General features: G+C 73.9%; 21 protein-coding genes and 1 tRNA gene. 9 read left to right on the top strand and 13 right to left on the bottom strand.

Going from position 1 to position 26,135, the window contains the following annotated elements; translation table 11 throughout:
* Both ACH4SE_RS05945 and ACH4SE_RS05940 read left to right on the top strand, forming a co-directional pair.
* On the top strand, positions 1-1,134 hold a 1,134-nt coding region (locus ACH4SE_RS05945; RefSeq protein WP_398542047.1), incomplete at its 5' end, for an SUKH-4 family immunity protein.
* Positions 1,135-1,369: 235 nt separating this feature from the next.
* A complete protein-coding gene (locus tag ACH4SE_RS05940; RefSeq protein ID WP_398542046.1) occupies positions 1,370-2,353 on the top strand; it encodes a cellulose-binding protein in 984 nt (327 codons plus the stop codon).
* Positions 2,354-2,544: 191 nt separating this feature from the next.
* On the opposite strand, the gene ACH4SE_RS05935 is transcribed toward ACH4SE_RS05940, so the two are convergent.
* A complete protein-coding gene (locus tag ACH4SE_RS05935; protein WP_398542045.1) occupies positions 2,545-3,870 on the bottom strand; it encodes a sensor histidine kinase in 1,326 nt (441 codons plus the stop codon).
* Between the two features lie 242 nt (positions 3,871-4,112).
* On the opposite strand from ACH4SE_RS05935, the gene ppc reads away from it, so the two are divergent.
* Positions 4,113-6,878 (top strand): phosphoenolpyruvate carboxylase, encoded by a 2,766-nt coding sequence (gene ppc, locus ACH4SE_RS05930; RefSeq protein WP_398542044.1) that lies wholly within the window; start codon positions 4,113-4,115, stop codon positions 6,876-6,878.
* A 94-nt stretch (positions 6,879-6,972) separates the two neighbouring features.
* Here ppc and ACH4SE_RS05925 read toward each other — a convergent pair whose 3' ends face one another.
* Together ACH4SE_RS05925 and ACH4SE_RS05920 are read right to left on the bottom strand one after the other, a co-directional pair.
* Positions 6,973-7,680, bottom strand: a complete 708-nt coding sequence (locus ACH4SE_RS05925) for a TetR family transcriptional regulator (protein ID WP_398542043.1) — start codon at positions 7,678-7,680, stop codon at positions 6,973-6,975.
* Positions 7,681-7,687: 7 nt separating this feature from the next.
* Entirely contained in the window at positions 7,688-8,614 is a 927-nt protein-coding gene (locus ACH4SE_RS05920; RefSeq protein ID WP_398542042.1) for an acyl-CoA desaturase, read from the bottom strand.
* A gap of 288 nt (positions 8,615-8,902) precedes the next feature.
* On the opposite strand from ACH4SE_RS05920, the gene ACH4SE_RS05915 reads away from it, so the two are divergent.
* From ACH4SE_RS05915 to pth, 5 genes are all read left to right on the top strand, one after another.
* Positions 8,903-8,973: transfer RNA gene (locus ACH4SE_RS05915), tRNA-Gln, on the top strand.
* Between the two features lie 112 nt (positions 8,974-9,085).
* Positions 9,086-10,540 (top strand): bifunctional UDP-N-acetylglucosamine diphosphorylase/glucosamine-1-phosphate N-acetyltransferase GlmU, encoded by a 1,455-nt coding sequence (gene glmU, locus ACH4SE_RS05910; RefSeq protein WP_398542041.1) that lies wholly within the window; start codon positions 9,086-9,088, stop codon positions 10,538-10,540.
* 237 nt (positions 10,541-10,777) lie between these two features.
* Entirely contained in the window at positions 10,778-11,755 is a 978-nt protein-coding gene (locus tag ACH4SE_RS05905) for a ribose-phosphate diphosphokinase (protein WP_398542040.1), read from the top strand.
* Positions 11,756-12,022: 267 nt separating this feature from the next.
* Complete coding sequence (locus tag ACH4SE_RS05900; protein ID WP_398542039.1) at positions 12,023-12,658, top strand: 50S ribosomal protein L25/general stress protein Ctc; 636 nt, start codon at positions 12,023-12,025, stop codon at positions 12,656-12,658.
* A 105-nt stretch (positions 12,659-12,763) separates the two neighbouring features.
* Positions 12,764-13,357: an aminoacyl-tRNA hydrolase gene (gene pth / locus ACH4SE_RS05895; RefSeq protein WP_398542038.1), complete on the top strand. Its 594-nt coding sequence runs from the start codon at positions 12,764-12,766 to the stop codon at positions 13,355-13,357.
* A gap of 64 nt (positions 13,358-13,421) precedes the next feature.
* Here pth and ACH4SE_RS05890 read toward each other — a convergent pair whose 3' ends face one another.
* Positions 13,422-14,243 (bottom strand): trans-aconitate 2-methyltransferase, encoded by an 822-nt coding sequence (locus ACH4SE_RS05890; protein WP_398542037.1) that lies wholly within the window; start codon positions 14,241-14,243, stop codon positions 13,422-13,424.
* A 135-nt stretch (positions 14,244-14,378) separates the two neighbouring features.
* On the opposite strand from ACH4SE_RS05890, the gene ACH4SE_RS05885 reads away from it, so the two are divergent.
* Positions 14,379-14,876: a MarR family winged helix-turn-helix transcriptional regulator gene (locus tag ACH4SE_RS05885; RefSeq protein ID WP_398542036.1), complete on the top strand. Its 498-nt coding sequence runs from the start codon at positions 14,379-14,381 to the stop codon at positions 14,874-14,876.
* On the opposite strand, the gene ACH4SE_RS05880 is transcribed toward ACH4SE_RS05885, so the two are convergent.
* The 9 genes from ACH4SE_RS05880 to rsmA form a co-directional block, all read right to left on the bottom strand.
* Positions 14,835-15,632 carry a LuxR C-terminal-related transcriptional regulator gene (locus tag ACH4SE_RS05880; protein WP_398542155.1) on the bottom strand — a complete coding sequence of 266 codons (798 nt, stop codon included), beginning with the start codon at positions 15,630-15,632 and terminating at the stop codon, positions 14,835-14,837. The genes ACH4SE_RS05885 and ACH4SE_RS05880 overlap by 42 nt on opposite strands.
* A gap of 238 nt (positions 15,633-15,870) precedes the next feature.
* Positions 15,871-17,022 (bottom strand): galactokinase, encoded by a 1,152-nt coding sequence (gene galK, locus ACH4SE_RS05875; protein WP_398542035.1) that lies wholly within the window; start codon positions 17,020-17,022, stop codon positions 15,871-15,873.
* Positions 17,019-17,996 (bottom strand): UDP-glucose 4-epimerase GalE, encoded by a 978-nt coding sequence (gene galE / locus ACH4SE_RS05870; RefSeq protein ID WP_398542034.1) that lies wholly within the window; start codon positions 17,994-17,996, stop codon positions 17,019-17,021. Before galE ends, galK begins: the two co-directional genes overlap by 4 nt.
* Positions 17,993-19,054 carry a galactose-1-phosphate uridylyltransferase gene (gene galT / locus ACH4SE_RS05865; protein ID WP_398542033.1) on the bottom strand — a complete coding sequence of 354 codons (1,062 nt, stop codon included), beginning with the start codon at positions 19,052-19,054 and terminating at the stop codon, positions 17,993-17,995. The genes galE and galT overlap by 4 nt, the downstream gene beginning before the upstream one ends.
* Before the next feature lie 195 nt (positions 19,055-19,249).
* Positions 19,250-19,927, bottom strand: coding sequence for a response regulator transcription factor (locus ACH4SE_RS05860; RefSeq protein ID WP_398542032.1), 678 nt, complete (start codon positions 19,925-19,927; stop codon positions 19,250-19,252).
* Between the two features lie 245 nt (positions 19,928-20,172).
* Positions 20,173-21,948 carry a hypothetical protein gene (locus tag ACH4SE_RS05855; RefSeq protein ID WP_398542031.1) on the bottom strand — a complete coding sequence of 592 codons (1,776 nt, stop codon included), beginning with the start codon at positions 21,946-21,948 and terminating at the stop codon, positions 20,173-20,175.
* A gap of 203 nt (positions 21,949-22,151) precedes the next feature.
* A complete protein-coding gene (locus tag ACH4SE_RS05850) occupies positions 22,152-23,957 on the bottom strand; it encodes an ABC-F family ATP-binding cassette domain-containing protein (RefSeq protein WP_398542030.1) in 1,806 nt (601 codons plus the stop codon).
* Positions 23,958-24,327: 370 nt separating this feature from the next.
* Positions 24,328-25,248, bottom strand: a complete 921-nt coding sequence (locus ACH4SE_RS05845; protein WP_398542029.1) for a 4-(cytidine 5'-diphospho)-2-C-methyl-D-erythritol kinase — start codon at positions 25,246-25,248, stop codon at positions 24,328-24,330.
* 7 nt (positions 25,249-25,255) lie between these two features.
* Positions 25,256-26,110: a 16S rRNA (adenine(1518)-N(6)/adenine(1519)-N(6))-dimethyltransferase RsmA gene (rsmA, locus tag ACH4SE_RS05840; protein ID WP_398542028.1), complete on the bottom strand. Its 855-nt coding sequence runs from the start codon at positions 26,108-26,110 to the stop codon at positions 25,256-25,258.
* Positions 26,111-26,135 lie beyond the last annotated feature (25 nt).

Below are 26,135 nucleotides of genomic sequence, written 5' to 3'. Positions count from 1 at the left end.
TCGAGCAACGACCCGCACTACGCCGCCACCATGCTCGCCGGACCCGGCACCGGCACACCCGCGCCCTTCGCCGCCGGCACCGGCACGCCCCCGCCCGCACCCGCACCCGCACCCGCGTACGGCTATCCGCAGCCGGGCGCGGGGGTGCCGACGGTCGGCCCCGGCTACATGGCCGTGCTGCGCTACCGCGGGGCGGACGGCAGCGAGCAGCAGATCATCCGGCGCTCCGCGCCCGGCACCCCGCATCCGGAGTGGCAGATCCTGCACGAGCTGCGGTCGGCGGGCGTGCGGCCGGAGCAGGTCCTCGAACTGCACACCGAGCTGGAGTCCTGCGACCTGCCCGGCGGTTACTGCACACGGATGATCCGGGAGACCTGGCCGCAGGTGCGGATCAGCCACACCGCCCCCTACGGCCGGGACCACGCGAGTCGCCGCCAGGGCGTCCAGCACCTGCTGACGCACCAGGGCGAGCTGCACCAGGTGGCGGGCGCGCCCGCGCGGCCGCAGCCGCAACGCGTGCCGATGCCCGACGCGCACAGCGTGCTGCGGGTGCCGCCGGTCGGGCTCGACGTGATCGGGCAGGAGCTGGCGGGCGCGTTCGGCCCGCAGGGCGTCTTCCGCTTCGACCAGCGCGCCGTCTCGCGGCAGGGCGTGCCCGACATCGTGGCCCAGACGCTGATGTGGGCCGGGCTGCCGATGGACTTCGGGCCGTTCTTCTGGGCGCAGGCCCAGCCGGGCCAGCCGGTGCCGACGCTCGCCGAACTGGCGGCCGCGCGCGGCGTGCAGCCGGCCGCGGACGCGGGCTCGTACCTGGTGATGGGCAACGACTTCGGGCGCCAGCTGTGCGTGCAGTACGGCACCGCGCAGATCGTGGCGCTGCCGCTGGAGGGGGGTCCGGCCGGAGCGCCGCCCGCGGCACCGCAGTTCGTGAACTCCAGCCTGCCGGAGTTCGCCCGGTGCATGGCGCTGCTCGGGCGGATGTGGCGGCTGCGGATCGGGCTCACGCCCGAGCAGGCCGGGCACTGGACGGTGGATTTCCAGGCGCAGCTGGCCGCGCAGGATCCGGCGGCCATCGCCTCGCCCGACAACTGGTGGTCGGTGCTCATCGAGCAGATGTGGGACGGGCTGCTGTAGCGGCGGGCGTCCCGGCAAGGCGGCTGCGGCCGCCGGGGCCGGGCGGAAGGGCTTTCGGCCCTTCCGCCCGGCCCCTGCCGTTTTCCGGGTAGGGGATTGTCAGGGGCGGTGGCCCGGATGCCCGAAGGAGACGGGCGGCCGGGACACCCACCTCCTACAATTCGGGCATAAGCCGTAAAAAGGGAGACAGGCGCGGCAGCGGAGCGCGGACCGCCGGCGGCGAAAGGGCAGACGCATGGGCAGCGACACGACCGCATCGGCGGGGACGCCTCCGGCGGGAACGGACGTCCGGGCCTCCGGGAGGGCCACGGACGCCGAGGACACGGTGCCCCTGCGGCGGGTCCGCGGGCGTGGCCTCGGCTACCGGCCCGAGCAGGTCGACCGCTTCCTGGAGGAGCTGTCCGAGGACCGCGACGCCGCGTGGGAGCGGGCCGCCCGGCTCAGCGAGCTCGCAGGTGAGATGGAGGCGGAGCACGCGGCGCTGCGCAAGCAGTTCGAGGCGCTCCCCTCCTCGGCCTTCGCATCGCTCGGCCCCGGCCCGCGCGAGCTGATGCGGCTGGTCGAGGAGGAGGCCGCGGCCGTCCGCGCGCGGGCCGAGGCCGAGGCGCAGTACGCGCGGGACGCCGCGGAGACCGCGCGGCGCACCCTCCAGGACGAGTCCCGCGCCGCCGCCTCCGCGCGGCTCGCCGCCGCCGACGAGGAGACCGAGCGGATGCTCGACGCGGCCTGCGCCCGGGCCGCCGACATCCTCGGCCGGGCACGCGCGGAGGCCGAGGCCGTACGCGCCGAGGCCGGGCAGACGCTGGAGGCCGTACGGCAGGACGCCGAACGCGGCGCGGCGCGGGGCGAGCAGGAGCGGCGCACGCGGCTGGAGTCGCTGGAGCGGGAACTCGCCGAGCGCGAGGCCGGGGCCGGCAGCAGGCTCGGCGAGCTGCTCGCCGACGCCGAGCGGCGGCTCGAAGCGGCGCACCGCGAACGCGCCGCCGCCGAGGAGGCACTGCGCGCCCGGGAGGCGGAGGCGGAGCGGCGGGCCACCGCGGTGCTCGCGCGGGCGCGGGCGTACGAGGAGAGGGTGCGCAGGGAGAGCGAGCGGGCGCTGCGGGAGCACGAGGTGCGACGCGACGAGCTGCGGGCTCATTTCGCGCGCGTGCGCAGCGCGCTGGCCGCGCTGACGGGGAGGGATCCGCGCCCTCCCGCGCCCCCGGACCCCACCACTTGAGGGCCCGCGCCCCCGGCCCCTCCGTCTGAGCGCTCGCCCGGCCGCCTGGGGCCGGCACTCCCCGGCTCGGGCCGAGGGCCGGCGCCCCCGGGGGCTCACGTTCCCCCGCGGCTGCCACCTCCGCCCGTCACCGGGCCACGCCAGGGGTGGGAGCCGGGCGCGGCGGCGGCCGTGGGCCCCGGGGGGCGTCGTCAGGCGTTCTGGAGGGGGACCATGGCCGAGACGCGGAAGCCGCCGTCGGGGGTGGGGCCGGCGGCGAAGCCCCCGCCGTGGGAGGTGACGCGCTCACGCATGCCGATGAGGCCGTGGCCGCCGCTGGGGAGGGCCGTCTGGGCGGTGCCGTCGGAGGGGCCGTTGGTGATGAGGACGGCGACCTCGGCCTCACGGTAGGCGAGGCGGACGACCGCGCTGGCGCCCGCCGCGTGCTTGTGGACGTTGGTGAGGGCCTCCTGGACGACGCGGTAGACGGTCGCCTCGATCCGCGCGCCGCACGGGCGCCTCGCGCCCTCGACCGTCAGCTCGACGCCCATGCCGGCCGCCTGCGACTCCTCCACCAGGGCGGCGAGCCGGGCCAGCGTCGGGCCCTCCTCCGCCTCCCGGGAGGCGGCCGGTTCCGGGGCGGGAGCGGCGGCGGGGGACGCGGCCTCCGAGGCGCGCAGCACGCCCAGCATCTGCCGCAGCTCGGTGAGCGCCTGCCGCCCCATGTCGCCGAGCAGCTCCGCGCTGGCGGAGGCCTTCTGCGGGTCCTTGAGGGCGACGGCCTTGAGCGCGGCGGCGTGCACGACCATGAGGCTCACCCGGTGGGCGACGACGTCGTGCATCTCGCGCGCGATCCGGGTGCGCTCCTCCGCACGCGCCCGCTCGGCGCGCTCCGCCGCCTTCTCGGCGAGCAGTTCGAGCTCGCGCTCCAGGCCGTCGGCGCGTTCGCGCAGGCTCTCCACGAGCCGGCGCCGGGCGCGGACGTACAGGCCGAGGAGCACCGGGGGGCCGGTGAGGCCCAGGGCCATGAGGACGGAGACGAAGAGCGTGACGGGCATGCGCAGCGCGCTGCCGTCGCCGGAGGTGTCCAGGTTGTCCTGGAACTGGATGACGGCGACGAGCATGGTGCCGAAACCGTTCATCCCGGCCAGGGCCGCGGTGATGCGGCGCGGCACCTCGGAGGCGGCGAGGGTGTAGAGGCCGACGAGGGAGAGCAGGAAACCGGTCTGCGCGGGGGTCATCGCTATGGCGACCAGCACCACCGCGACCGGCCAGCGGCGGCGCAGCAGCAGGACCCCGCCGACCAGGACGCCGACCAGCGCACCGAGGAAGGCGGGCACGCCGACCCGGTCGGCGAAGGTGCCGCCCTCGAAGGCGCACTCGATCGCGGAGACCGCGGCGAGCACCGCGTCGAGCAGGAAACTGCGCCGCCGCTGCCACCACCACCAGCCGGTGGGGAGCAGCACCGGTGCCGCGCTGCCGCCTGCCGCGCCTCCCCCGGCGCCGTCGTCCGGTACGTGCGCCCCCGTCGTACTCATGGCGTCCAGCGTAGGCGGTGGGCGCCCGGGCGTACCGGGCGCGTACCGGCCGCGAAACGGCGGCCGCGCGCCCGGGTCGCCGCGGACGTTCCGGGCCGTTCCCGGCGGCCGCGGGCAGCCGCCGGGTGTCCGGCACGTGGGCTGGACGTCTCGGCGGGCGGGCGGCGACCTATCCTGGAACGGCCGGACAGCGCGGTCCGCGAGTACGCCGTCCACACATCCCTGCACAAGGAGCCGCACCTGTGAGCAGCGCCGACACCGCCCCGGACAGCAGTACCGCCAGCACCGCCAGCGGTTCCGCCCTCCGCGCCGACATCCGCCGCCTGGGAGACCTGCTGGGCGGCACGCTGGTGCGCCAGGAAGGGCAGGAGCTCCTCGACCTCGTCGAGAAGGTCCGCGCCCTGACCCGCAGCGACGGGGAGGCCGCCGCCGCACTGCTCGGCGACACCGACCTGGAGACCGCCGCGAAGCTGGTCCGCGCCTTCTCCACCTACTTCCACCTCGCCAACGTCACCGAGCAGGTGCACCGCGGTCGCGAGCTGCGCTCCCGGCGGGCGGCCGAGGGCGGTCTGCTCGCCCAGACCGCCGACCTGCTCAAGGACGGCGATCCCGAGCACGTACGCGAGACGGTCCGCAACCTCAACGTCCGGCCCGTCTTCACCGCGCACCCCACCGAGGCGGCCCGCCGCTCGGTGCTGAACAAGCTGCGCCGCATCGCCGAGCTGCTGGAGGACGGGCACGGCGCCGGCGAGGGCAGCACGGGCGACCGGCGGCGCGCCGACCTGCGGCTGGCCGAGAACATCGACCTGCTGTGGCAGACCGACGAGCTGCGCGTGGTGCGGCCGGAGCCGGCCGACGAGGCGCGCAACGCGATCTACTACCTCGACGAGCTGCACGCCGGCGCGGTCGGCGACGTGCTGGAGGACCTGGCCTCGGAGCTGGAGCGGGTCGGCGTGCCGCTGCCGCCGGGGACCCGTCCGCTGACCTTCGGCACCTGGATCGGCGGCGACCGGGACGGCAACCCCAACGTGACCCCCGAGGTCACCTGGGAGGTGCTGATCCTCCAGCACGAGCACGGCATCAGCGACGCCCTGGAGCTGGTCGACACCCTGCGCGGCGCGCTGTCGAACTCGATCCGCAACTCCGGCGCGAGCGACGAGCTGCTCGACTCGCTGGCCACCGACCTGGTCGCGCTGCCCGAGATCAGCCCGCGCTACAAGCGGCTGAACGCCGAGGAGCCCTACCGCCTCAAGGCGACCTGCATCCGGCAGAAGCTCATCAACACCCGCGAGCGGCTGGCCTCCGGCACCCCGCACGTCCCCGGCCGGGACTACCTGGGCACCGCCGCGCTGCTCACCGACCTCCAGCTGATCCAGGACTCGCTGCGCGCCCACCGCGGCGGCCTGATCGCCGACGGGCGGATGGACCGCACGATCCGCACCCTGTCGGCGTTCGGCCTGCAGCTGGCGACGATGGACGTGCGCGAGCACGCCGAGGCCCACCACCACGCGCTGGGCCAGCTCTTCGACCGGCTCGGCGAGGAGTCCTGGCGCTACGCCGACATGCCGCGCGACTACCGCCGCAAGCTGCTCGCCAAGGAGCTGCGCTCGCGCCGCCCGCTGGCCCCCACCCCGGCGCCGCTGGACGCCGCGGGCGCCAAGACCCTCGGCGTCTTCCACACGATGCGCGAGGCCTTCGAGCGCTTCGGTCCCGAGGTGATGGAGTCCTACATCATCTCGATGTGCTTCGGCTCCGACGACGTCTTCGCGGCCGCGGTGCTGGCGCGCGAGGCCGGGCTGATCGACCTGCACGCGGGCGTCGCCAAGATCGGCATCGTGCCGCTGCTGGAGACCACCGTCGAGCTGAAGATCGCCGACAAGCTGCTGGACGAGATGCTGTCGGACCCGTCCTACCGGCGGCTGGTGTCGCTGCGGGGCGACGTCCAGGAGGTCATGCTCGGCTACTCCGACTCCTCGAAGTTCGGCGGCATCACGACCTCGCAGTGGGAGATCCACCGGGCGCAGCGCCGGCTGCGCGACGTGGCGCACCGGCACGGCGTGCGGCTGCGGCTCTTCCACGGCCGCGGCGGCACGGTCGGCCGTGGCGGCGGCCCCTCGCACACCGCGATCCTCGCGCAGCCGTGGGGCACCCTGGAGGGCGAGATCAAGGTGACCGAGCAGGGCGAGGTCATCTCCGACAAGTACCTGATCCCGTCGCTGGCCCGGGAGAACCTGGAGCTGACCGTCGCCGCGACGCTCCAGGCGTCCGCGCTGCACACCGCGCCGCGGCAGTCCGACGAGGCGCTGGCGCGCTGGGACGCGGCGATGGACATCGTCTCGGAGGCCGCGCACGGCGCGTACCGCACGCTCGTCGAGGACCCGGACCTGCCGAAGTACTTCTTCGCCTCCACCCCGGTCGACCAGCTGGGTGAGCTGCACCTCGGCTCGCGCCCGTCCCGCCGCCCGGACTCCGGCATGGGCCTGGACGGCCTGCGGGCGATCCCGTGGGTGTTCGGCTGGACGCAGTCCCGGCAGATCGTCCCCGGCTGGTACGGCGTCGGCTCGGGCCTGAAGGCGGCGCGTGAGGCGGGCCTGGAGGAGGTGCTGAACGAGGCCTTCGGGCAGTGGCACTTCTTCCGCAACTTCCTGTCCAACGTCGAGATGACGCTGGCCAAGACCGATCTGCGGATCGCCCGCCACTACGTCGACACGCTCGTCCCGGACGAGCTCAAGCACGTCTTCACCGCGATCGAGGCCGAGCACGAGCTGACGGTGCGCGAGGTGCTGCGGCTGACCGGCGAGTCCGAGCTGCTGGCGGCGAGCCCGGTGCTGGCGCAGACCTTCCGGATCCGCGACCAGTACCTGGACCCGATCTCCTACCTCCAGGTCACCCTGCTGGCCCGGCAGCGGGAGGCCGCCGCGCGCGGTGAGGAGCCGGACCCGCTGCTGTCGCGCGCCCTGCTGCTGACCGTCAACGGTGTCGCGGCGGGCCTGCGCAACACCGGCTGACGCCCGGTCCGGCGAAAACAGGAGGAGCCGCCCGGGCACGGGCCCGGGGCGGCTCCTCTTCGTGCGGCGGCCCTTCGTCGTACGGCGGCCCCGCTCAGCTCTTGCGGTGGCCGACCAGCCGGGGCTTGGGCTCCAGGCCCGACAGCCCGTTCCAGGACAGGCTGACGAGGTGGGCGACGACCTCGGACTTCTTCGGGCGCTGCACCTCCACCCACCACTGGCCCGTCAGCGCGACCATGCCGACGAGCGCCTGGGCGTACATCGGGGCGAGTTTCGGGTCGAAGCCGCGCTGCTTGAACTCGTGGCCGAGGATGTCCTCGACCTGCGTGGCGATGTCGCTGATGAGCGAGGCGAAGGTGCCGGTGGACTGCGCGACGGGCGAGTCGCGCACCAGGATGCGGAAGCCGTCCGTGAAGCGCTCGATGTAGTCCAGCAGCGCGAAGGCGGCCTGCTCCAGCAGTTCACGCGGATGGCCGCCGGTGAGGGCCCCGGTGACCATGTCGAGCAGCCGGCGCATCTCCCGGTCCACCACCACGGCGTAGAGGCCTTCCTTGCCGCCGAAGTGCTCGTAGACCACGGGTTTGGACACCCCGGCCTTGTGGGCGATCTCCTCGACCGAGGTGGCCTCGTAGCCGCGCTCGGCGAACAGCGTGCGGCCCACGTCGAGGAGCTGCTCGCGGCGTTCCTTGCCGGTCATGCGGACCCGCCGGGTGCGCCGTGCGGTCGGTCCCGAGGGGGCCGGTGCGGCGGCCTCGGCGGATCCGCGGGTGGCCGTCGCCCTGCGCTGTCTCCCGTCGCTCACGCCCCCATCATGCCGCTTCGCTTACGTCCTCTTTACGCCGGGAGGCGATCCGGTCGGCGGTGGGCCACCGCACGTCGGTCGCCCAGCCGGCCATCTCGAACCAGCGGATGAGGCGGGCGCTGGAGTCGATCTGGCCGCGCAGCACGCCGTGCCGGGCACAGGTGGGGTCGGCGTGGTGCAGGTTGTGCCACGACTCGCCGCACGACAGGACCGCCAGCCACCACACGTTGCCGGAGCGGTCCCGCGACTTGAACGGGCGCTTGCCGACCGCGTGGCAGATGGAGTTGATCGACCAGGTGACGTGGTGCAGCAGCGCCACCCGAACGAGTGACCCCCAGAAGAAGGCGGTGAAGGCGCCGTACCACGACATGGTGACCAGGCCGCCCACGACCGGCGGGATGGCCAGCGACAGCGTCGTCCACAGCCAGAAGTCGCGGGAGATGCGGCGGATCGCCGGGTCCTTGATCAGGTCGGGCGCGTACTTCTGCTGCGGGGTCTGCTCCTCGTCGAAGAGCCAGCCCATGTGCGCCCACCACAGGCCCTTGAGCAGGGCGGGGAGCGTCTCGCCGTAGCGCCAGGGGCTGTGCGGGTCGCCGTCGGCGTCGCTGAACCTGTGGTGCCTGCGGTGGTCGGCGACCCAGCGCACGATCGGGCCCTCGACGGCCATCGAGCCGGCGACGGCCAGTGCGATCTTCAGCGGGCGCGCGGCCTTGAACGAGCTGTGCGTGAAGTGCCGGTGGAAGCCGATGGTGATGCCGTGACAGCCGAGGAAGTACATCCCCACCATGAGGCCCAGGTCGAGCCAGCTCATCCCGCGCCCCCAGGCCAGTGGCACCGCGGCGAGCAGCGCCACGAAGGGGATGCAGATGAACAGCAGCAGCGCGATCTGCTCGATCGAGCGCTTGCTCTCGCCGCCGCGCGTGGCGATCGGCATTTCCTGCCTCGTCGTCCCGGGATCCGGTTCCCGGGACTCGGGCCTCACGTCTGTCTGTGCGGTCATATCTGTCCCTGTCGGAAGGAGGTGGGGGGCTGTAATCAGCGGTTACGCGTAACCTACGCTGCCGTAAGTATTGCAGCGGCGCCCCGTGGACGACAGGACCGCGTCGGGCGGGCACCGATCGATGCCTACCCGGATCTCCGTCGCGTGCACCATGTCCGGTGCGGCATGATGGGGACCGACCGGCTCGCCGTCCCGACCAGATCGCCGGGAAGGCCGAGTTGATCCGCCGTGGTGTAATGGCAGCACTGGGGCTTTTGGTGCCTTAAGTCCGGGTTCGAGTCCTGGCGGCGGAGCAGGTGCGCGAAAGCGGTGAGCCGGGCGGGCGCCCGGGGCAGCGGATGGCCCGGCCCGGGTGGCCTGGGTATTCTGCGGGGGTCCCGCTCCCGAAGCCCAGGAGTTCTCCCCGTGAGCCCCACACGTCCGGCTGCCGTCGTCGTCCTCGCCGCGGGTGAGGGCACACGCATGAAGTCGGCCACCCCGAAGGTGCTGCACCCGATCTGCGGCCGCTCCCTGCTCGGCCACGTGGTCGCCGCCGCGCGCGAGCTGGACCCCGAGCAGCTGCTGGTGGTCGTCGGCCACGGGCGCGAGCAGGTCGCCGAGCACCTCGCGGCGGTGGACGCGGACGCGCTGACGGCCGTCCAGGAGGAGCAGAACGGCACCGGGCACGCGGTCCGCATCGGCCTGGAGGAGCTGGCCCGGCACGGCGTCACCCCCGAGGGCACCCTGGTGGTGACCTACGGCGACACCCCGCTGCTGACCGCCCGGACGCTGGCGACGCTGGTGTCCGCGCACCAGGCGGACGGCAACGCGGTGACCGTGCTCACCGCGCACGTGCCGGACCCGACCGGATACGGACGGATCGTGCGGGACGTGACGGACGGCCAGGTCACCGCGATCGTGGAGCAGAAGGACGCCTCCCCGGACCAGCAGGCGATCACCGAGGTCAACTCCGGCGTCTACGCCTACGACGCCGCGCTGCTCGCCGACGCGCTCACCAAGATCACCACCGACAACTCGCAGGCCGAGGAGTACCTGACGGACACCCTCGCGATCCTGCGCGAGGCCGGCCACCGGGTCGGCGCCTGGACCGCGGCCGACCACCGGGAGATCGCCGGGGTCAACAACCGGGTGCAGCTCGCCGAGGCCCGCCGGGTGCTCAACGACCGGCTGCTGCACGAGGCGATGCTGGACGGCGCGACCGTCGTCGACCCGGCCTCGACGTGGCTGGACGCGGGCGTGGTGCTGGAGCCCGACGCGGTGATCCACCCCAACACCCAGCTGCTCGGCGCCACCCGGGTGGCCTCCGGCGCGGAGGTCGGCCCGAACTGCACGCTGACCGACACCGTCGTCGGCGAGGGCGCGCGGGTGTCCAACACCGTCGCCCAGCAGGCCGAGATCGGCCCGGAGGCGAACGTCGGCCCGTACGCGTACCTGCGCCCCGGCGCGCGGCTCGGCCGCGGCGCCAAGGCGGGCACGTACGTCGAGATGAAGAACGCCTCGATCGGCGAGGGCACCAAGGTGCCGCACCTGAGCTATGTGGGTGACGCGACGATCGGCGACCACACCAACATCGGCGCGGCCAGCGTCTTCGTCAACTACGACGGCGAGGCCAAGCACCACACGACCATCGGCAGTTACTGCAAGACCGGCTCGGACAACATGTTCGTGGCGCCCGTGGTGGTCGGCGACGGCGCCTACACCGCGGCCGGCTCGGTGATCACCAAGGACGTGCCGGCCGGCTCGCTCGCGGTGGCCCGCGGGCAGCAGCGCAACATCGAGGGCTGGGTCGCCCGCAAGCGCCCGGGCAGCGCCGCCGCGCAGGCCGCCGAGCGGGCCCGGGAGGGCCGGGCGGACGACTGATCCGCACCCCTTCCCCTCGCCCGCCTCTCCCACACCCACCTGCGCCTTTCCGCAGGACGAACACCACCCGTCGCACAGGTGAGCGGCGGGTGAGTGAGGGCTGTCTCATCGGCCCCTCCGAGGTGCACACATGCGCCGGAGGGGGCGTACCGTGTGGGGTGCACACAATTCCGCCAGCACGCCCGCATCCGGGCGCCGCTGTGTCGAACACCAGTCGAACACCAAGGAGACGGTGCAGTGACCGGGATCAAGACGACCGGTGAGAAGAAACTGATGCTCTTCTCCGGCCGCGCACACCCCGATCTGGCGGAGGCGGTGGCACGGGAACTCGGCGTCGAGCTGGTGCCGACCAAGGCTTTCGACTTCGCCAACGGCGAGATCTACGTCCGGTTCCAGGAGTCGGCGCGCGGCGCCGACTGCTTCCTGATCCAGAGCCACACCCGGCCGATCAACCAGTGGATCATGGAGCAGCTGATCATGCTGGACGCCCTGAAGCGGGCGTCGGCACGCAGCATCACCGTGATCGTCCCCTTCTACGGCTACGCGCGGCAGGACAAGAAGCACCGCGGCCGCGAGCCGATCTCCGCGCGGCTCATCGCCGACCTGTTCAAGACCGCGGGCGCCGACCGGATCCTCACCGTCGACCTGCACACCGACCAGATCCAGGGCTTCTTCGACGGCCCGGTGGACCACCTGTTCGCGCTGCCGGTGCTGGCGGACTACGTGGGCTCCAAGGTGGACCGCGACAAGCTCACCGTGGTCTCGCCGGACGCCGGCCGGGTACGCGTCGCCGACCGCTGGTGCGACCGGCTGGGCGCGCCGCTGGCCATCGTGCACAAGCGCCGTGACCCGGACGTCGCCAACCAGGTGACCGTCCACGAGGTCGTCGGCGACGTCAGGGGCCGGGTGTGCGTGCTGGTCGACGACATGATCGACACGGCGGGGACCATCTGCGCGGCCGCGGACGCGCTGTTCGCCAACGGCGCCGAGGACGTCATCGTGACGGCCACCCACGGCGTGCTGTCCGGTCCGGCCGCCGACCGGCTGAAGAACTCGAAGGTCAGCGAGTTCATCCTGACCGACACCCTGCCGACGCCGGCCGAGCTGGACCTCGACAAGATCACCGTCCTGTCGATGGCGCCGACCATCGCCAACGCGGTGCGCGAGGTCTTCGAGGACGGTTCGGTGACCAGCCTCTTCGAGGGCGCGCACTGACATCCCGTACGGAGGCCGCAGAATCGGTACTCCGCCACCGGGAATCGATGATCGACCATCGATCCTCCGCCCGCTCCACTCGGTGATCGATTTCGTCCGGGGCCTCCCTGCCGGTTACGCTGTCCGCGTTGCTCGGCGAGGGAGGCCCCGGACGCGTCTGACGCGGTCCGGCATCCGGCTCCGTTATCGACGCGCTCCTCGTGCACCGTGGATCGGCCCGTCGGGGCCGGGCGACCGTACCGTCAGCCACCACGAGGAGTGAACCTCATGTCCGAGGTCAAGATCCCTGCCGCTCTGCGCACCGAGTTCGGCAAGGGCGCCGCGCGCCGCATCCGCCGCGCCGACCAGGTCCCCGCCGTCATCTACGGCCACGGCGCCGAGCCCAAGCACGTCTCCGTGCCCGGCCACGAGCTGCTGCTCGCGCTGCGCACCGCGAACGTCCTGATCTCGCTGGAGATCGACGGCAAGTCCGAGCTGGTCATCCCCAAGGCCGTGCAGCGCGACCCGATCAAGGGCTTCCTGGAGCACGTCGACCTGCTCTCGGTCAAGCGCGGCGAGAAGGTCAACGTCGAGATCCCGGTGACCGCGGAGGGCGAGCTGGCCCCCGGCGGCAACCTGCTGGAGCACGTGCTGGCCGCGCTGCCCGTCGAGGCCGAGGCGACCCACATCCCCGAGTCCGTCACCGTCAGCGTCGAGGGCCTGGAGGCCGGCGCCTCCGTCCTGGCCAAGGACATCGAGCTGCCCAAGGGCGTCACGCTGGCCGTCGACGAGGACGCCGTGGTGATCCAGGTCCTGGCCGCGCAGGCCGAGGAGGCCGCCGCCGAGGAGACCGAGGAGGGTGCCGAGGCCGCCGAGGGCGCCGAGGCCGCTCCCGCCGAGGAAGCCGCGGACGACGAGGCCTGAGCCTGCCGCTGCGGTCCGCCGCCGTACCCTGTCCCGGGGTACGGCGGCGGCCGTGTCTGATCCCCCGGCCAGGACCGGGCGGACCCCCGCACCCCTGGAGACTCGATGAGCGACAGCACAGCGCCCTGGCTGGTGGCCGGGCTGGGCAACCCGGGCCCCGAACACGCCGGGAACCGGCACAACATCGGCTTCATGGTCGCCGACCTGCTCGCCTCCCGGATGGGCGGCAGCTTCAAGCGCTCCGGCAGGGCGCAGGCCCAGGTCGTCGAGGGCCGCATCGGGCCGCCCGGGCCGCTGAGCCGCCGGGTGGTGCTGGCCAAGCCGCTGTCCTACATGAACCTCTCCGGCGGGCCGGTGACCGCGCTGCGGGACTTCTACAAGGTGCCGACCGCGCAGATCGTCGCCGTCCACGACGAGCTGGACATCCCGTACGCGACGCTGCGGCTCAAGCTCGGCGGCGGTGACAACGGGCACAACGGGCTGAAGTCGCTCACCAAGGCGATGGGCCCGGACTACCTGCGCGTGCGGGCCGGGATCGGCCGCCCGCCGGGCCGGATGGACGTGGCCGCCTTCGTCCTCAAGGACTTCTCCGCGGCCGAGCGCAAGGAACTGGAGTGGTTCGTGGACCGCGCCGCCGACGCCGTCGAGGCGCTCGTCACCGAGGGCCTGGAGCGGGCGCAGAGCACGTACAACGGCTGACGGGGCGCAGCGGGCCGGGTGCGGCCCCCCGGCGTCCGCGGGAGCGGCACCCGGCGGGTGCCGGTCAGCGCGCGCGGGTGCGGGCGACGGCGAAGATCCGGCGGAAGGGGAAGACCGTTCCGTGCGGGCCCGGCGGATAGGCCTTGCGCAGCAGGTCGCGGTACTGCCCGACGAACTCGCGGGCGGCGGCCGGGTCGCCGTCCAGCGCCGTCAGCACCGGGCGCAGGGCGGTGCCCTTGGTCCAGTCGAGCACCGGGTCCTCGCCCTGGAGGAGCTGCACGTACGTCGACTCCCAGACGTCCACCTCGGTGCAGCCCAGCCCCGTCAGGTGCTCCAGGTAGCCGGCCGGGCCGAGGATGTGGACGTAGGCGCGGCCGTGGCCGTCCAGCCGTTCGCGCCAGCGCGGGGACTCGCACAGTTCGGCGAGCAGCGCGTGGCTGGGCGCGGTGAAGTTGCCCGGCACCTGGAAGGCGAGGACCCCGCCGGGGGCGAGCCGGCCGAGCCAGTCGGCGAAGCGGTCGGCGTGGCCGGGCACCCACTGGAGCGCGGCGTTGGAGACGATCAGGCCGTAGGGCTCGTCGGGCGTCCACTCGGCGGCGTCGGCCCGGCGGAAGTCCAGGGTGCCGCCGCCCGGGGTGGGCCCGGCGTACTGCCGCGCGGCGGCCAGCATCTCGGCCGAGTTGTCGAAGCCGGTGACACGGGCGGCGGGCCAGCGGTCGGTGAGCAGCACCGTGACGTTGCCCGGCCCGCAGCCGATGTCGGCGATCCGCGGGGAGCCGCCGCCGGGCAGTTCCGGAATCCGGTGGAGGAGGTCGAGGAACGGACGGGTGCGGTGGGCGGAGTGGTGGAGATACTGGTGGGGGTCCCACGTCGGGCTTGCCTGCATCGTTCGTACTCCCTGGGTGGTACGGAACCGCTGCCGAAACGGAGCGCGAGGTTCGTCTCTCCGCTTCCAGGCTCCACCCGGAGATATCTTGATGTCAAGAGACTTCATATCGACAGACCTACTACACTGATCTCCATGGAGGACGAGGTCGACCGGCTGGTCGCTGCATGGCGCCGAGAGCGCCCCGACCTCGACGTCGAACCGCTCGAAGTGCTCAGCCGGGTCAGCAGGCTCGCACGGCACCTGGACCGCGCCCGGCGGCTGGCGTTCGCGGAGATCGGGCTGGAGCCCTGGGAGTTCGACGTCCTCACCGCGCTGCGGCGGGCCGGGACGCCGTATCAGCTCTCGCCGGGGCAGCTGCTCACGCAGACCCTCGTCACGTCCGGCACGATGACCAACCGGATCGACCGGCTCGCCGAGAAGCGGCTCGTCGAGCGGCTCCCCGACCCCACCGACCGGCGCGGGGTGCTCGTCCGGCTCACCCCCGCGGGCCAGGACCGCGCCGACCGGGCCCTGGCCGGCCTGCTCGCCCAGGAACGCGCCATCCTGGGCGAGCTGACCCAGGCCCAGCGAGCGGAGCTCGCGGGCCTGCTACGACAGCTGACCGCGCCGTTCGACAACATCCCCACCTGACGCGGCCAGCTCCACCGGGCCGACTCCGGCCCGCCGTGCCAGCGCCACGGCCGCCAGCGTGGAGTGCACGCCGAGCTTGCCCAGCACGTTCTGCATGTGGGTCCGCACCGTGTGCGGGGACAGGAACAGCCGCTCGGCGACCGCCTTGCGGCCGAGCCCGGCCACCATGCAGCGCAGCACCTCCTGCTCACGCGGCGTCAGCGACTCCACCAGCTGCTCGCTCTCGGTGCGGTGCCGCCGGGCCGCGGTGAGCTCGCGCAGCACCCCGGTCAGCAGCGCGGGCGGCAGATGCGTCTCGTCCCGCAGCACCCCGCGCACCACCGCCAGCAGCCGCGACAGCGAGCAGTCCTTGGCCACCCAGCCGGACGCCCCGGCCTGCAGCGCCGACGCGGCGCGGTGCGGGTCGTCGCGCTCGGCGAGCACCACCGTGCGCGTCCCCGGGTGCTCGGCCCGCACCCGTTCGACCAGCGCGAGCCCGTCCAGCACCGGATCGCGCGGCTCGGCCGCCCGCAGCGCCGACGGCGTCGGTACGGACGCCAGCGCCGGCCGGCCCCGCGGCGCGGTGCCCAGATCGGCGTCGACCAGCAGCACGTCGTAACGGCGGCCGTCGACGGCCGCCCGGTCGAGGCAGCGCTGCGCGGCGGGGCCGCTGCCTGCCGCCGACACGTCGACGTCTGACTCCGCCGCCAGGGCGGCGGCGAGCGACTCGGCGAAGATGCGGTGGTCATCGACGACGAGAACGCGGATTCGTCCCACGGACACCACTCCCGGTGTACGGCACTCCCCCAGTGGCGGGGCCTCGCGTGGGACCCGGCCCCGTACCCCGGGCCGCCGCCCGCGGACGGGGCCGGATCCCTGCGTCTCGCCCCCTGATGAACGCCGGCCCCCACCGGCGTTGTGGGAAAAGCGTAGGGGTTCCCCGGCGGAATGGCGCCGTCTTGGCGCAAGTTGCCCGTACGGGCGGGGATCGGCGGCCGGGGATACGGGGATTCGCTCAGCTCAGCCGGTGCGCCCCCGGCGAGGGGACGGCCTCGAACACGCCGGCGCCGGGCAGGGCGGCGAGGACCGCGGAGGCGACGGCGGGCGCCGCCGGAGTCGGGGCCAGGACGACCGCGGAGCCGCCGAAGCCGCCGCCGGTCATCCGCGCGCCGAGCGCGCCGCCGGCGAGCGCGGCCTCGACCACCAGGTCCAGCTCGGCGCAGGAGACCTGGAAGTCGTCCCGCAGCGAGGCGTGACCGGCCGTCAGGACCGGCCCGACCTCGGCGACGCACCCGGCGTCGAAGAGCGCGACGACCTCCTCGACGCGCCGGTTCTCGGTCACGACGTGCCGGGTCAGCCGGCGCAGCCGCTCGTCGGAGAGGGCGTCGAGCGCCGCGCCGAGGCCGTCGAAGGGCACGTCCCGCAGTGCCGCGAGGCCCAGTTCGGCCGCGGCGGCCTCGCAGCCGGAACGCAGCCGCGCGTACGCCCCGTCCGCGTGCGCGTGCTTGACGCGGGTGTCGGCGACGAGCAGCGTGAGCCCGGCCCCGGCGAGGTCCAGCGGGACCTGGCGCTGCACCAGGCCGCGCACGTCCAGGTGCAGGGCGTGGCCGCCGGTGCAGCACGCGGAGGCGGTCTGGTCCATGACGCCGACGGGCGCCCCGACGTACACGTTCTCCGAGCGCTGGCACAGCAGCGCCAGTTCCTGCCGCGGCAGGTCGGCGCCGTGCAGGTCGGTGAGGGCGAGTGCGGTGACGACCTGGAGGGCCGCGGAGGAGGACAGGCCGCCCCCGACCGGCACGGTGCTGGCGTAGTGGAGGTCGGCGCCGCCCACCGGGTGGCCGGCCTCGCGCAGCGCCCACACCACGGCGGCGGGGTAGGTGGCCCAGCCCGCGTCGGTGCCGGGGGCGAGGTCGTCCAGGCGCAGTTCGACGACGCCGCCGGGCATGTCGGCGGAATGCAGCCGCAGGAGGCCGTCGTCGCGGCGGGCGACGGCGGCACGGGTGGTCCGGTCGAGGGCGAAGGGCAGCACGAAGCCGTCGTTGTAGTCGGTGTGCTCGCCGATCAGGTTCACCCGTCCGGGCGCCGACCAGCAGCCCTCGGGGTCGCGGCCGAAGGCTTCCTTGAAGGCTATGCCGAGGTCGTCGGTCGTGCCGGGGCCGTCGGTCATGCGTCCTCCCGAAGGGATTGGGCGAAGGTCCACGCGTCGCGGATGATGCCGGCGAGGTCGGTGCGCACGGGCTGCCAGCCGAGCCGGTCGCGGGCGCGCTGCGCGGAGGCGACGAGCACGGCGGGGTCGCCGGCCCGGCGCGGCTGCGCGGTCTCGGGGATGGGGTGCCCGGTCACCTGCCGGGCGGTGTCGATGACCTCGCGGACGGAGAAGCCGCTGCCGTTGCCGAGGTTGCACACCAGGTGCTCCCCGGGCGCCGCGTGGGTGAGGGCCAGCAGGTGGGCGTCGGCGAGGTCGGCGACGTGGATGTAGTCGCGTACGCAGGTGCCGTCGGGCGTCGGGTAGTCGTCGCCGAAGACGGCGATCGCCTCGCGGCGGTCCTGGGCCACCTGGAGCACCAGCGGGATGAGGTGCGACTCGGGGTCGTGCCGCTCGCCCTGCCCGCCGTACGCGCCCGCGACGTTGAAGTAGCGCAGCGAGACCGCGGCCAGGCCGTGCGCGGCGCACTCGGCGCCGATCATGTGGTCGACGGCGAGCTTGCTGGCGCCGTACGGGCTCGTGGGGGCGGTGACCGCGTCCTCGGTGATGGGGACGGTCGCCGGCTCGCCGTAGGTGGCGGCGGTGGAGGAGAAGACCAGGGTGCGCACCCCGGCGCCGCGCATGGCGTCCAGCAGGTCCATGGTGCCGCCGACGTTGTTGCGCCAGTACTTGCCCGGATCCGCGACCGACTCGCCGACCTGCGAGAAGGCGGCGAAGTGCAGCACCGCGTCGTAACCGGGGTCCAGCACCTCGGCGGCGTCCTGGATCCGCCCCTCGACGAATTCGGCGCCGTCCGGTACCCCGGCGCGGAAGCCGGTGGACAGGTCGTCCAGCACGGTCACCTGGTGCCCGGCGTTCAGCAGCCGCGCGGCCACCACCCCGCCGATGTACCCGGCGCCTCCGGTGACCAGCACCTTCCTGGGATTCTCGGTCACGTACTCGCTACCTCTCGCAGTCGCAGTGCGGCGGCTTCCGGCGGGACGTCGTTGACGAAGGCGCCCATCCCGGACTCGGATCCCGCAAGGTACTTCAGCTTGCCCGATGTGCGGCGAATCGTGAAAAGCTCCAGATGCAGGGCGAAATCGCGTCGTTCGGGGATGCCGAAGGGCGCCTGGTGCCACCCGGAGATGTACGGCGTGGGCGGCTGGTCCGCGCCGAAGATCCGGTCGAAGCGGCGCAGCAGCTCCAGGTAGACGCGCGGGAACTCGGCGCGCGCGTCCTCGTCGAGCGCGAGCAGGTCCGGCACGCGGCGGCGCGGGAAGAGGTGCACCTCGTACGGCCAGTGGGCGGCGTGCGGGACGAACGCCACCCAGTGCTCGGCGGCCAGCACCACGCGGCCGCCGTCGGCCGTCTCGTCGGCGAGCACGTCGTCGAAGAGGTTGCGGCCGGTGCGCTCGCGGTGCTCCGCGAGCGTGTTCAGCATGAGCGAGGTGCGCGGGGTGACGAACGGGTAGCCGTAGATCTGGCCGTGCGGGTGGCCGAGGGTGACGCCGATCTCCTTGCCGCGGTTCTCGAAGGCGAAGACCTGGACGACGCCGGGGTGCCGGGACAGGTCCAGGGTGCGGTCGGTCCAGGTGTCGAGGACGAGGCGGGCGCGGTCCTCGGTGAGGTCGGCGAACGAGGCGTCGTGGTCGGAGGTGAAGCACACCACCTCGCAGCGGCCGGCGTCGCCGGCGAGCGAGGGGAAGCGGTTCTCGAAGACGACGACCTCGTAGTCGCTGTCGGGGATCTCGCTGAGCCGCCCCTCGCGCGACGGGCACAGCGGGCACTCGTCGGCGGGCGGGTGGTAGGTGCGGCCCTGGCGGTGCGAGGCGATGGCCACCGTGTCGCCGAGCAGCCGGTCCCTGCGGAGTTCCGAGTGGGTGGAGACGGGCTCCAGGGGGCGGCGGTCGACGGCGTCACGAACGGGCGCTGCCGCGCCGCCGGGGCGCTCGTCCCCGTCGTAATAGATGAGTTCGCGGCCGTCCGCGAGCCGGGTCGTCGTCTTCTTCACCCTGCTGACCCCTCACACCACAATCACCCAACAGAACCGCACACAATGAATCATGACACAACAGCGCAGTCAATGCGCGGGCGCGGGAGAAGTTGACGGGTCGGTCGGCGCAGGGCGGCGACTCCGCTTCGGGCACAACCAAACAAAGACGAACAGATTCGTGAGCGCTTCCGCCGCCGGTCCGGCGGCAGGCCCTCAGCGGGGCACCGGGGCGGCCGCCCGGTCCAGCAGGCCCGTGCGCGCGGCCAGCGCCGCCGCCTCCAGCCGGGACCCGACCCCGAGCTTCATCAGCACCCGCTGCACATGGGTGCGCGCGGTGCTCGGCGCTATCCGCATCCCGGCGGCGATCAGCCGGGTGTCCTCCCCCTCGGCGACCCGCACCAGCACCTCGATCTCCCGCGGGGTCAGCATCTCCAGCAGCCGCACGCCCTCGTCGTCCGGCTGCTGGGCGGGGTCGAGGAGCTCGGCGAAGGCGCCCTGCAGCAGCGGCTGGGCGATGGCCACCTCACCCGCCCGCGCCTTGGCCATGGCCCGCTCCACGCCCTCGATGCGCTCGTCGTGCCGTACGTAGCCGGACGCACCCGCCGCGAACGCCGCCGCGATGCCGCGCGGGTCCGGCACCGGCCCCAGCACCACCACCGCGACCGCCGGGCGCTCCCGGCGGATTCGCGCCACCGGCTCGAACGCACCGGGCGCGGCCGGGGCGGCCGTGCCGAAAAGGCACACCTCCGGCGAGCGGCCCAGCACCAGCTCCGCCGCCCCACCGGACGGCGCCGACGCGGCCAGCACCCGGTGCCCGCGCAGTTTCAGCGCGGACGCCAGCGCCTCCGCCAGCAGCCGGTGGTCGTCGACGACGACGAGCCGTACCCCCATCCAGGACACCCCCTCCACGGGCGGCCCGGTCCCCGCCGCCCCCCATTGCCCTACGCATACCGCGCGACGGCCCCTCCCAACCGCGCGTCCGGGCGGTGGCGCCCAGGCAGGCGAAGGTACACGCTTGCCCCATGACGGCGCGCCCCCGACGCGGCACGAGGGCCCGGGAATTCCGGGCCCTCGCGCACGCCGGGGGCGCGCGGGTGAGCGCGACGCGCCGCGGGCGGGCCCGCGGTGAGCCGCCGTCAGTGGAGGTCGACGACGTACTTCTGGTCGTCGTTGCTCTCGTAGACGGTGTGGCAGGAGTAGAGGAGGTGGCCGTTGTGCCAGTACATGTAGCCTTCCAGGTCCGACATGTCACCGACCTTGTCGGCCGTGCCGTCGGCGAAGACGGCGTACTTCTGCATCGCTCCGGTCGCCGGGTCGACGGTGTCCAGCTGCCCGTCCACGTCGTAGTCCGGCGGCTCCACGGCGAGGATCTTGCCGTCCGGCAGGAAGTCCAGGCCCACGATGGCCTGCTTGTCCTGCGGCTTGGCTATCCACTTCTGCTTGCCGTCCGCGGTGTTGAAGGCGACGATGCCGCTGAGCACCTGGCCCTTGCTGTCACCCTGGCTGCGCAGCGTCAGGTAGACGGTGTCCTTGGAGACCAGGATGTTGTGCACGTCCTCGACGCCGTTGTCACCGAGCGAGATGTCGTACTTGTCGGTGCCGAGCGAGATCCGTGAGAGCATCCTGCCGTCCGCGAGGGTGACCACGTCGGTGGCCAGCGCGTCGCCGTTCTGCGTGTCGAGCACCACCACGACCGGGTCGGTCGAGACGACCGCCTTGACCTCGAAGCCGCTCGGCGCCTGCCACGACCACTTCGCCTTGCCGGAGTTCTCCGGGTCGACGACCTGCACCTTGTACGTCCTGAAGTCGCAGTTGACGACGACCACGAACTGCGCGCCGCCGGCGTAGCCGTCGTCCTCGCAGTTGCCGTTGCCGCCCTGCCACAGCACCTTCTGGGTGCTGATGCGGTAGGCGACGGAGCCTTCCATCCAGTCCACGCCGACCGTGTCGCCGCTGATGGCCATCTGCGAGTAGTCGAAGTCGGTGCCGCTGCTGTCGCCGCCGGGCAGCGTCGCGGACCACTTCGCGGCGCCCGTCGTCAGGTCGAACACCATGATCCGGTTGCACGTCGGGCCGTACTGGACCGCCGCCATGTTCTGGTACGTGTCCTTCGCCGCCGAGCAGTCGTCGCCCGCGGGCGCGGCGAGCGTCCACGCCATGGAGCCGGTGGCGAGGTCGTAGCCGACGATCTTGTTGATCTCCTGCTTCACCACGAGCTTGTCGGTGAACCAGATGCCGGGTATCCGCTTGAGGTTGTCCTTCTTGGCGACCGTGTCGGCCGGCTTGTCCCATGCGAACTGCAGCTCGCCGGAGTGCGGCGACTCGGTCGGGCCCTTCTGCCCGCTCGCCGTCGGCTTCGGCTTCGGGTCGTCGCCGCCGTCGCTCCTGGTGGCGAAGTACACGGCGACGACGGCGATCAGCGCCACCGCCACCACCGCCGCGATGACCGCGATCAGCTTGTTGTTGTTCCGCGCGCCGCCCGGACCGCCCGGGGCCCCCGGGTACGGCGCCGGCGTCTGGTAGCCGTACGGGCCCGGAGGGGGCGTCTGGCCGTACGGCGGCTGCCCCGGGTACGGCTGCTGGGCCCCCGGGTACGGCGGCGGCGTCTGCTGCGGGACGTGGAAGGCCGCCTGCGTCGGGGCCTGGGCGTACGGGTTCTGCCCCGGCGGCACCGGCTGCGCGTACGGGTTCGGCCCCGCGGGCGGCGGGGTCTGCGGGGAGGCCGGGGCCGGGTAGCCGTAACCGCCGCCCGGGGCGGGGGGCGGCGGGGTCTGCGGGGAGGCCGGAGCCGGGTAGCCGTAGCCGCCCGGCGGCGGGGGCGGGGCCTGCGGAGGCCCCGGCGGCGGCGGAACCGCCCCGTCGGACCTCCCGAACTCGGGCGGGGTGCCGGGCGGCGGGGGCGGCTGGGACATCGGCGGGACCTCTTCGCAACTCACATCAGTGTCGGGCGGAAATTCTTTCTATCACCCGGCACCGACGCCCCCGCGGGCCCCGGCAGTTCCGTTACCGGGCCGCTACACGCTCTCCGCGGGCGCGCCCGGACCGCCCCCGTACGGGCCCCGCGCAGGCCGCCGGCGGTCGTGCCGCGCGGCCTGCCCGGGGGCCGCCACCAGGCCTACTGCCCTGCCTCGTCAGCCAGTTCGAGCCAGCGCATCTCCAGGTCCTCGCGCTCCTCGCGCAGCGACCGGAGCTCCGCGTCGATCTCCGCGACCTTCGCGAAATCCGTGGCGTGCTCGGCGATCCGCGCGTGCAGCACCTTCTCCTTCTCCGCGGCCTTGTCCAACTGCCGCTCGATGCGCTGGAGTTCCTTCTTCGCGGCCCGGGTGTCGCCGACCGGCCGGTCCTTCTGCTGCTGCTTCGCCGGTACGGCGGGGGCCGCGGCCTCCTCCATCGCGCGCCGCCGCTCCAGGTACTCGTCCACGCCGCGCGGCAGCATCCGCAGGGTCTGGTCGCCCAGCAGCGCGTACACCGTGTCGGTGGTGCGCTCCAGGAAGTAGCGGTCATGGCTGATCACCAGCATCGAGCCCGGCCAGCCGTCGAGCAGGTCCTCCAGCTGCGTGAGCGTCTCGATGTCCAGGTCGTTCGTCGGCTCGTCGAGGAAGAGGACGTTCGGCTCGTCCATCAGCAGCCGCAGCAGCTGGAGCCGGCGCCGCTCACCGCCGGACAGGTCGCCGACCGGCGTCCACTGCTTCTCCTTGGTGAAGCCGAACCGTTCGCACAGCTGACCCGCGGTCATCTCCCGGCCCTTGCCGAGGTCGACCCGGCCGCGCACCGCCTCCACCGCCTGCAGCACGCGCCACTGCGGGTCCAGCTCGGCGACCTCCTGCGACAGGTACGCCAGCCGCACCGTCCTGCCGACCACGACCCGGCCGGCCGCCGGCTGCTGCTCGCCGTCGCTGGTGCTCGCGTCCGCCAGCGCCCGCAGCAGCGAGGTCTTGCCCGCGCCGTTCACGCCCACCAGGCCGACGCGGTCGCCCGGGCCGAGCTGCCACGTCACATGGCGCAGCAACTGCCTGGGGCCCGCGGTGACGGTCACGTCCTCCAGGTCGAAGACCGTCCTGCCCAGCCGGGAGTTGGCGAAGCGCATCAGCTCCGCGGAGTCGCGCGGCGGCGGCACGTCCTCGATCAGGGCGTTCGCGGCCTCCACCCGGAAGCGCGGCTTCGACGTCCGCGCCGGGGCGCCCCGCCGCAGCCAGGCCAGCTCCTTGCGGACCAGGTTCTGCCGCTTGCTCTCCTCCGTCGCCGCGATGCGCTCGCGCTCGGCGCGCGCGAAGACGTAGTCGCTGTAGCCGCCCTCGTACTCGTGGACGGTGCCGCGCTGCACGTCCCACATCCGGCTGCACACCTGGTCCAGGAACCAGCGGTCGTGCGTCACGACCACCAGCGCGGAGCGGCGGGCCCGCAGGTGGTCCGCGAGCCACGCGATGCCCTCGACGTCCAGGTGGTTGGTCGGCTCGTCCAGCACGATCAGGTCCTGCTCGTCGATGAGCAGCTTCGCGAGCGCGACACGGCGCCGCTCACCGCCCGACAGGGGGCCGATCACCGTGTCCAGCCCCGCCGGGAAGCCCGGCAGGTCCAGCCCGCCGAAGAGCCCCGTGAGCACGTCGCGGATCCGGGCGTCACCCGCCCACTCGTGGTCCGCCCGGTCTCCCACGACCTCGTGCCGCACGGTCGCCGCCGGGTCCAGGCTGTCGTGCTGCGTCAGCACGCCGAGCCGCAGCCCGCCCTGGTGCGTCACCCGCCCCGAATCCGGCTCCTCCAGCCGGGCGAGCATCCGCACGAGCGTCGTCTTCCCGTCGCCGTTGCGCCCCACGACCCCGATGCGGTCGCCCTCCGACACCCCCAGCGAGACGCTGTCCAGCAGGGTACGCGTGCCGTATGTCTTGCCGACGGCTTCCACGTTGACCAGGTTGACGGCCACTTCTCGCTCTCCCAGCGCAGTACGAACCACTCCCCTCCACCCTAGGTGACCTGACCGGCTCCCCATCCCGCTGCGCGCGGCCGCCCGCGGCGGTCCCGCACCGCCGCGACGGGCGGCCGGCCGGCCGCGCACCTCCCCGCGCCCAGCTCGCGGCGGCGTCGCACGTGCGGGCGGGCGGGGCTACGCGCGCGGTGCGCCGCCGGCGAGGCCGGAACGGGCCGGCCCGTTCCGGCCCGTTCGGGCCGCGGCAGGACCGGCTGACGGCCGCCCGCCGCGACGGCCGCGGCAGCGGCCCCCGGGGCGGCGGAAGAGCGCGGCGAGCCGCCCTCCCGGCGGCGGGGCCGCGGGGGCGGACGGGGGGCGCCCCCGGTCAGAGGACGGTCGCTCCCGGGGCCGGAGCGACGGCGGCGTAGGCGCGGCCGGGGAGGGCGGCGGCGAGGGCGTCCGCCGCGGCGGCGGAGGGGGCGAGGAAGGCGCACGTCGGGCCGGAACCGGAGACGAGCGCGGCGAGGGCGCCGCCCGCGGTCCCCGCGGCGAGCGTCCCGGCCAGTTCCGGGCGCAGGCCGACCGCCGCGGCCTGCAGGTCGTTCGTGAGCACCGCGGCCAGCCGGGAGGCGTCCCCCGCCGCGAGCGCCGCGACCAGTTCCGGGTCGGCGGCCGGCGCGGGGAGGTCCGCCGCGAGGTCCCCGCCTCCCGCGGCCCGCCGCAGGCGGTCGCACTCCCGGTACACCTCGGGCGTGGAGAGCCCGCCCTCGGCGACGGCGAAGACCCAGTGGAAGCCGCCCCCGACCTCCAGCGGCGTGAGCCGCTCCCCGCGGCCGAGGCCGAGCGCGGCCCCGCCGACGAGGCTGAAGGGCACGTCGCTGCCGAGTTCGGCGCACAGGTCGAGGAGCTCCTCGTGCGGCGCCCCCGTCCCCCACAGCGCGTCGCACGCGACGAGCGCGCCGGCGGCGTCCGCGGAGCCGCCCGCCATGCCGCCCGCGACGGGGATGGCCTTGTCGATGTGCAGGTGGACGTCCGGTTCGATGCCGTACCGCTTGGCGAGCGCGACGGCCGCGCGCGCGGCGAGGTTCGTGCCGTCGAGCGGGACGCGGTCGACGTCCCGCCCCTCCGCGGTGAGCCGCAGCCCCTCGGCGGGCGCCGCGGTGACGTGGTCGTACAGCCCGACCGCGAGGAAGACGTTGGCCAGGTCGTGGAAGCCGTCGGGGCGCCGGCCGCCGACGGTGAGCTGGACGTTGACCTTGGCGGGCACGCGGACGGTGACGGCGGACACGGGCGGGTCGCTCCTCATGGTGGCGTTACGGCTTGTGCTCGGCGATGGCGGCGAATTCCTCGACGGTGAGCGCCTCGCCGCGGGCCTGCGGCGACACCCCGGCGGCGATCAGCGCGGCCTCCGCGGCGGCCGCGGAGCCGGCCCATCCGGCGAGGGCGGCGCGCAGCGTCTTGCGCCGCTGCGCGAAGGCCGCGTCGACCGCGGCGAAGACCTCCTGCCGGCTCGCCGTGGTGCGCGGCGGGTCGCGCCGCACCAGCGAGACGAGCCCGGAGTCGACGTTGGGCGCGGGCCAGAAGACGTTGCGGCCGATGGCGCCGGCCCGCTTGACGTCGGCGTACCAGCAGGCCTTGACCGACGGCACCCCGTACACCTTGCTGCCGGGCCGGGCGGCGAGGCGGTCGGCGACCTCGGACTGCACCATGACGAGCGTGCGCTCGATCGTGGGGAAGGCCGCGAGCATGTGCAGCAGCACGGGCACGGCGACGTTGTACGGCAGGTTGGCGACGAGCGCGGTGGGCGGCGGCCCGGGCAGCTCGGTGACGGTCATGGCGTCGGCGTGGACGAGCGCGAAGCGGCCGGCGCGCGCCGGCATCCGCGCGGCCACGGTCGCGGGCAGCGCCGCGGCGAGGACGTCGTCGATCTCGATCGCGGTGACCCGGTCAGCGGCCTCCAGCAGCGCCAGGGTGAGCGAGCCGAGCCCGGGACCGACCTCGACGACCGTGTCGTCCGGCCGCACCCCGGCGGTGCGCACGATCCGCCGCACGGTGTTCGCGTCGATGACGAAATTCTGCCCGCGCTGCTTGGTGGGCCGTACGCCCAGCGCCGCGGCCAGTTCCCGTACGTCCGCGGGCCCCAGCAGACCGTCGTCCTCACTCGTCACCCGCCCAAGGCTAATGCCCCCGGCG

The sequence above is a fragment of the Streptomyces sp. NPDC020983 genome (genome assembly GCF_044333485.1).
Taxonomy (GTDB): domain Bacteria; phylum Actinomycetota; class Actinomycetes; order Streptomycetales; family Streptomycetaceae; genus Actinacidiphila.
The sequence above is the reverse complement of the archived record's forward strand: the minus strand, read 5'-3'. Positions and strand labels throughout refer to the sequence as shown.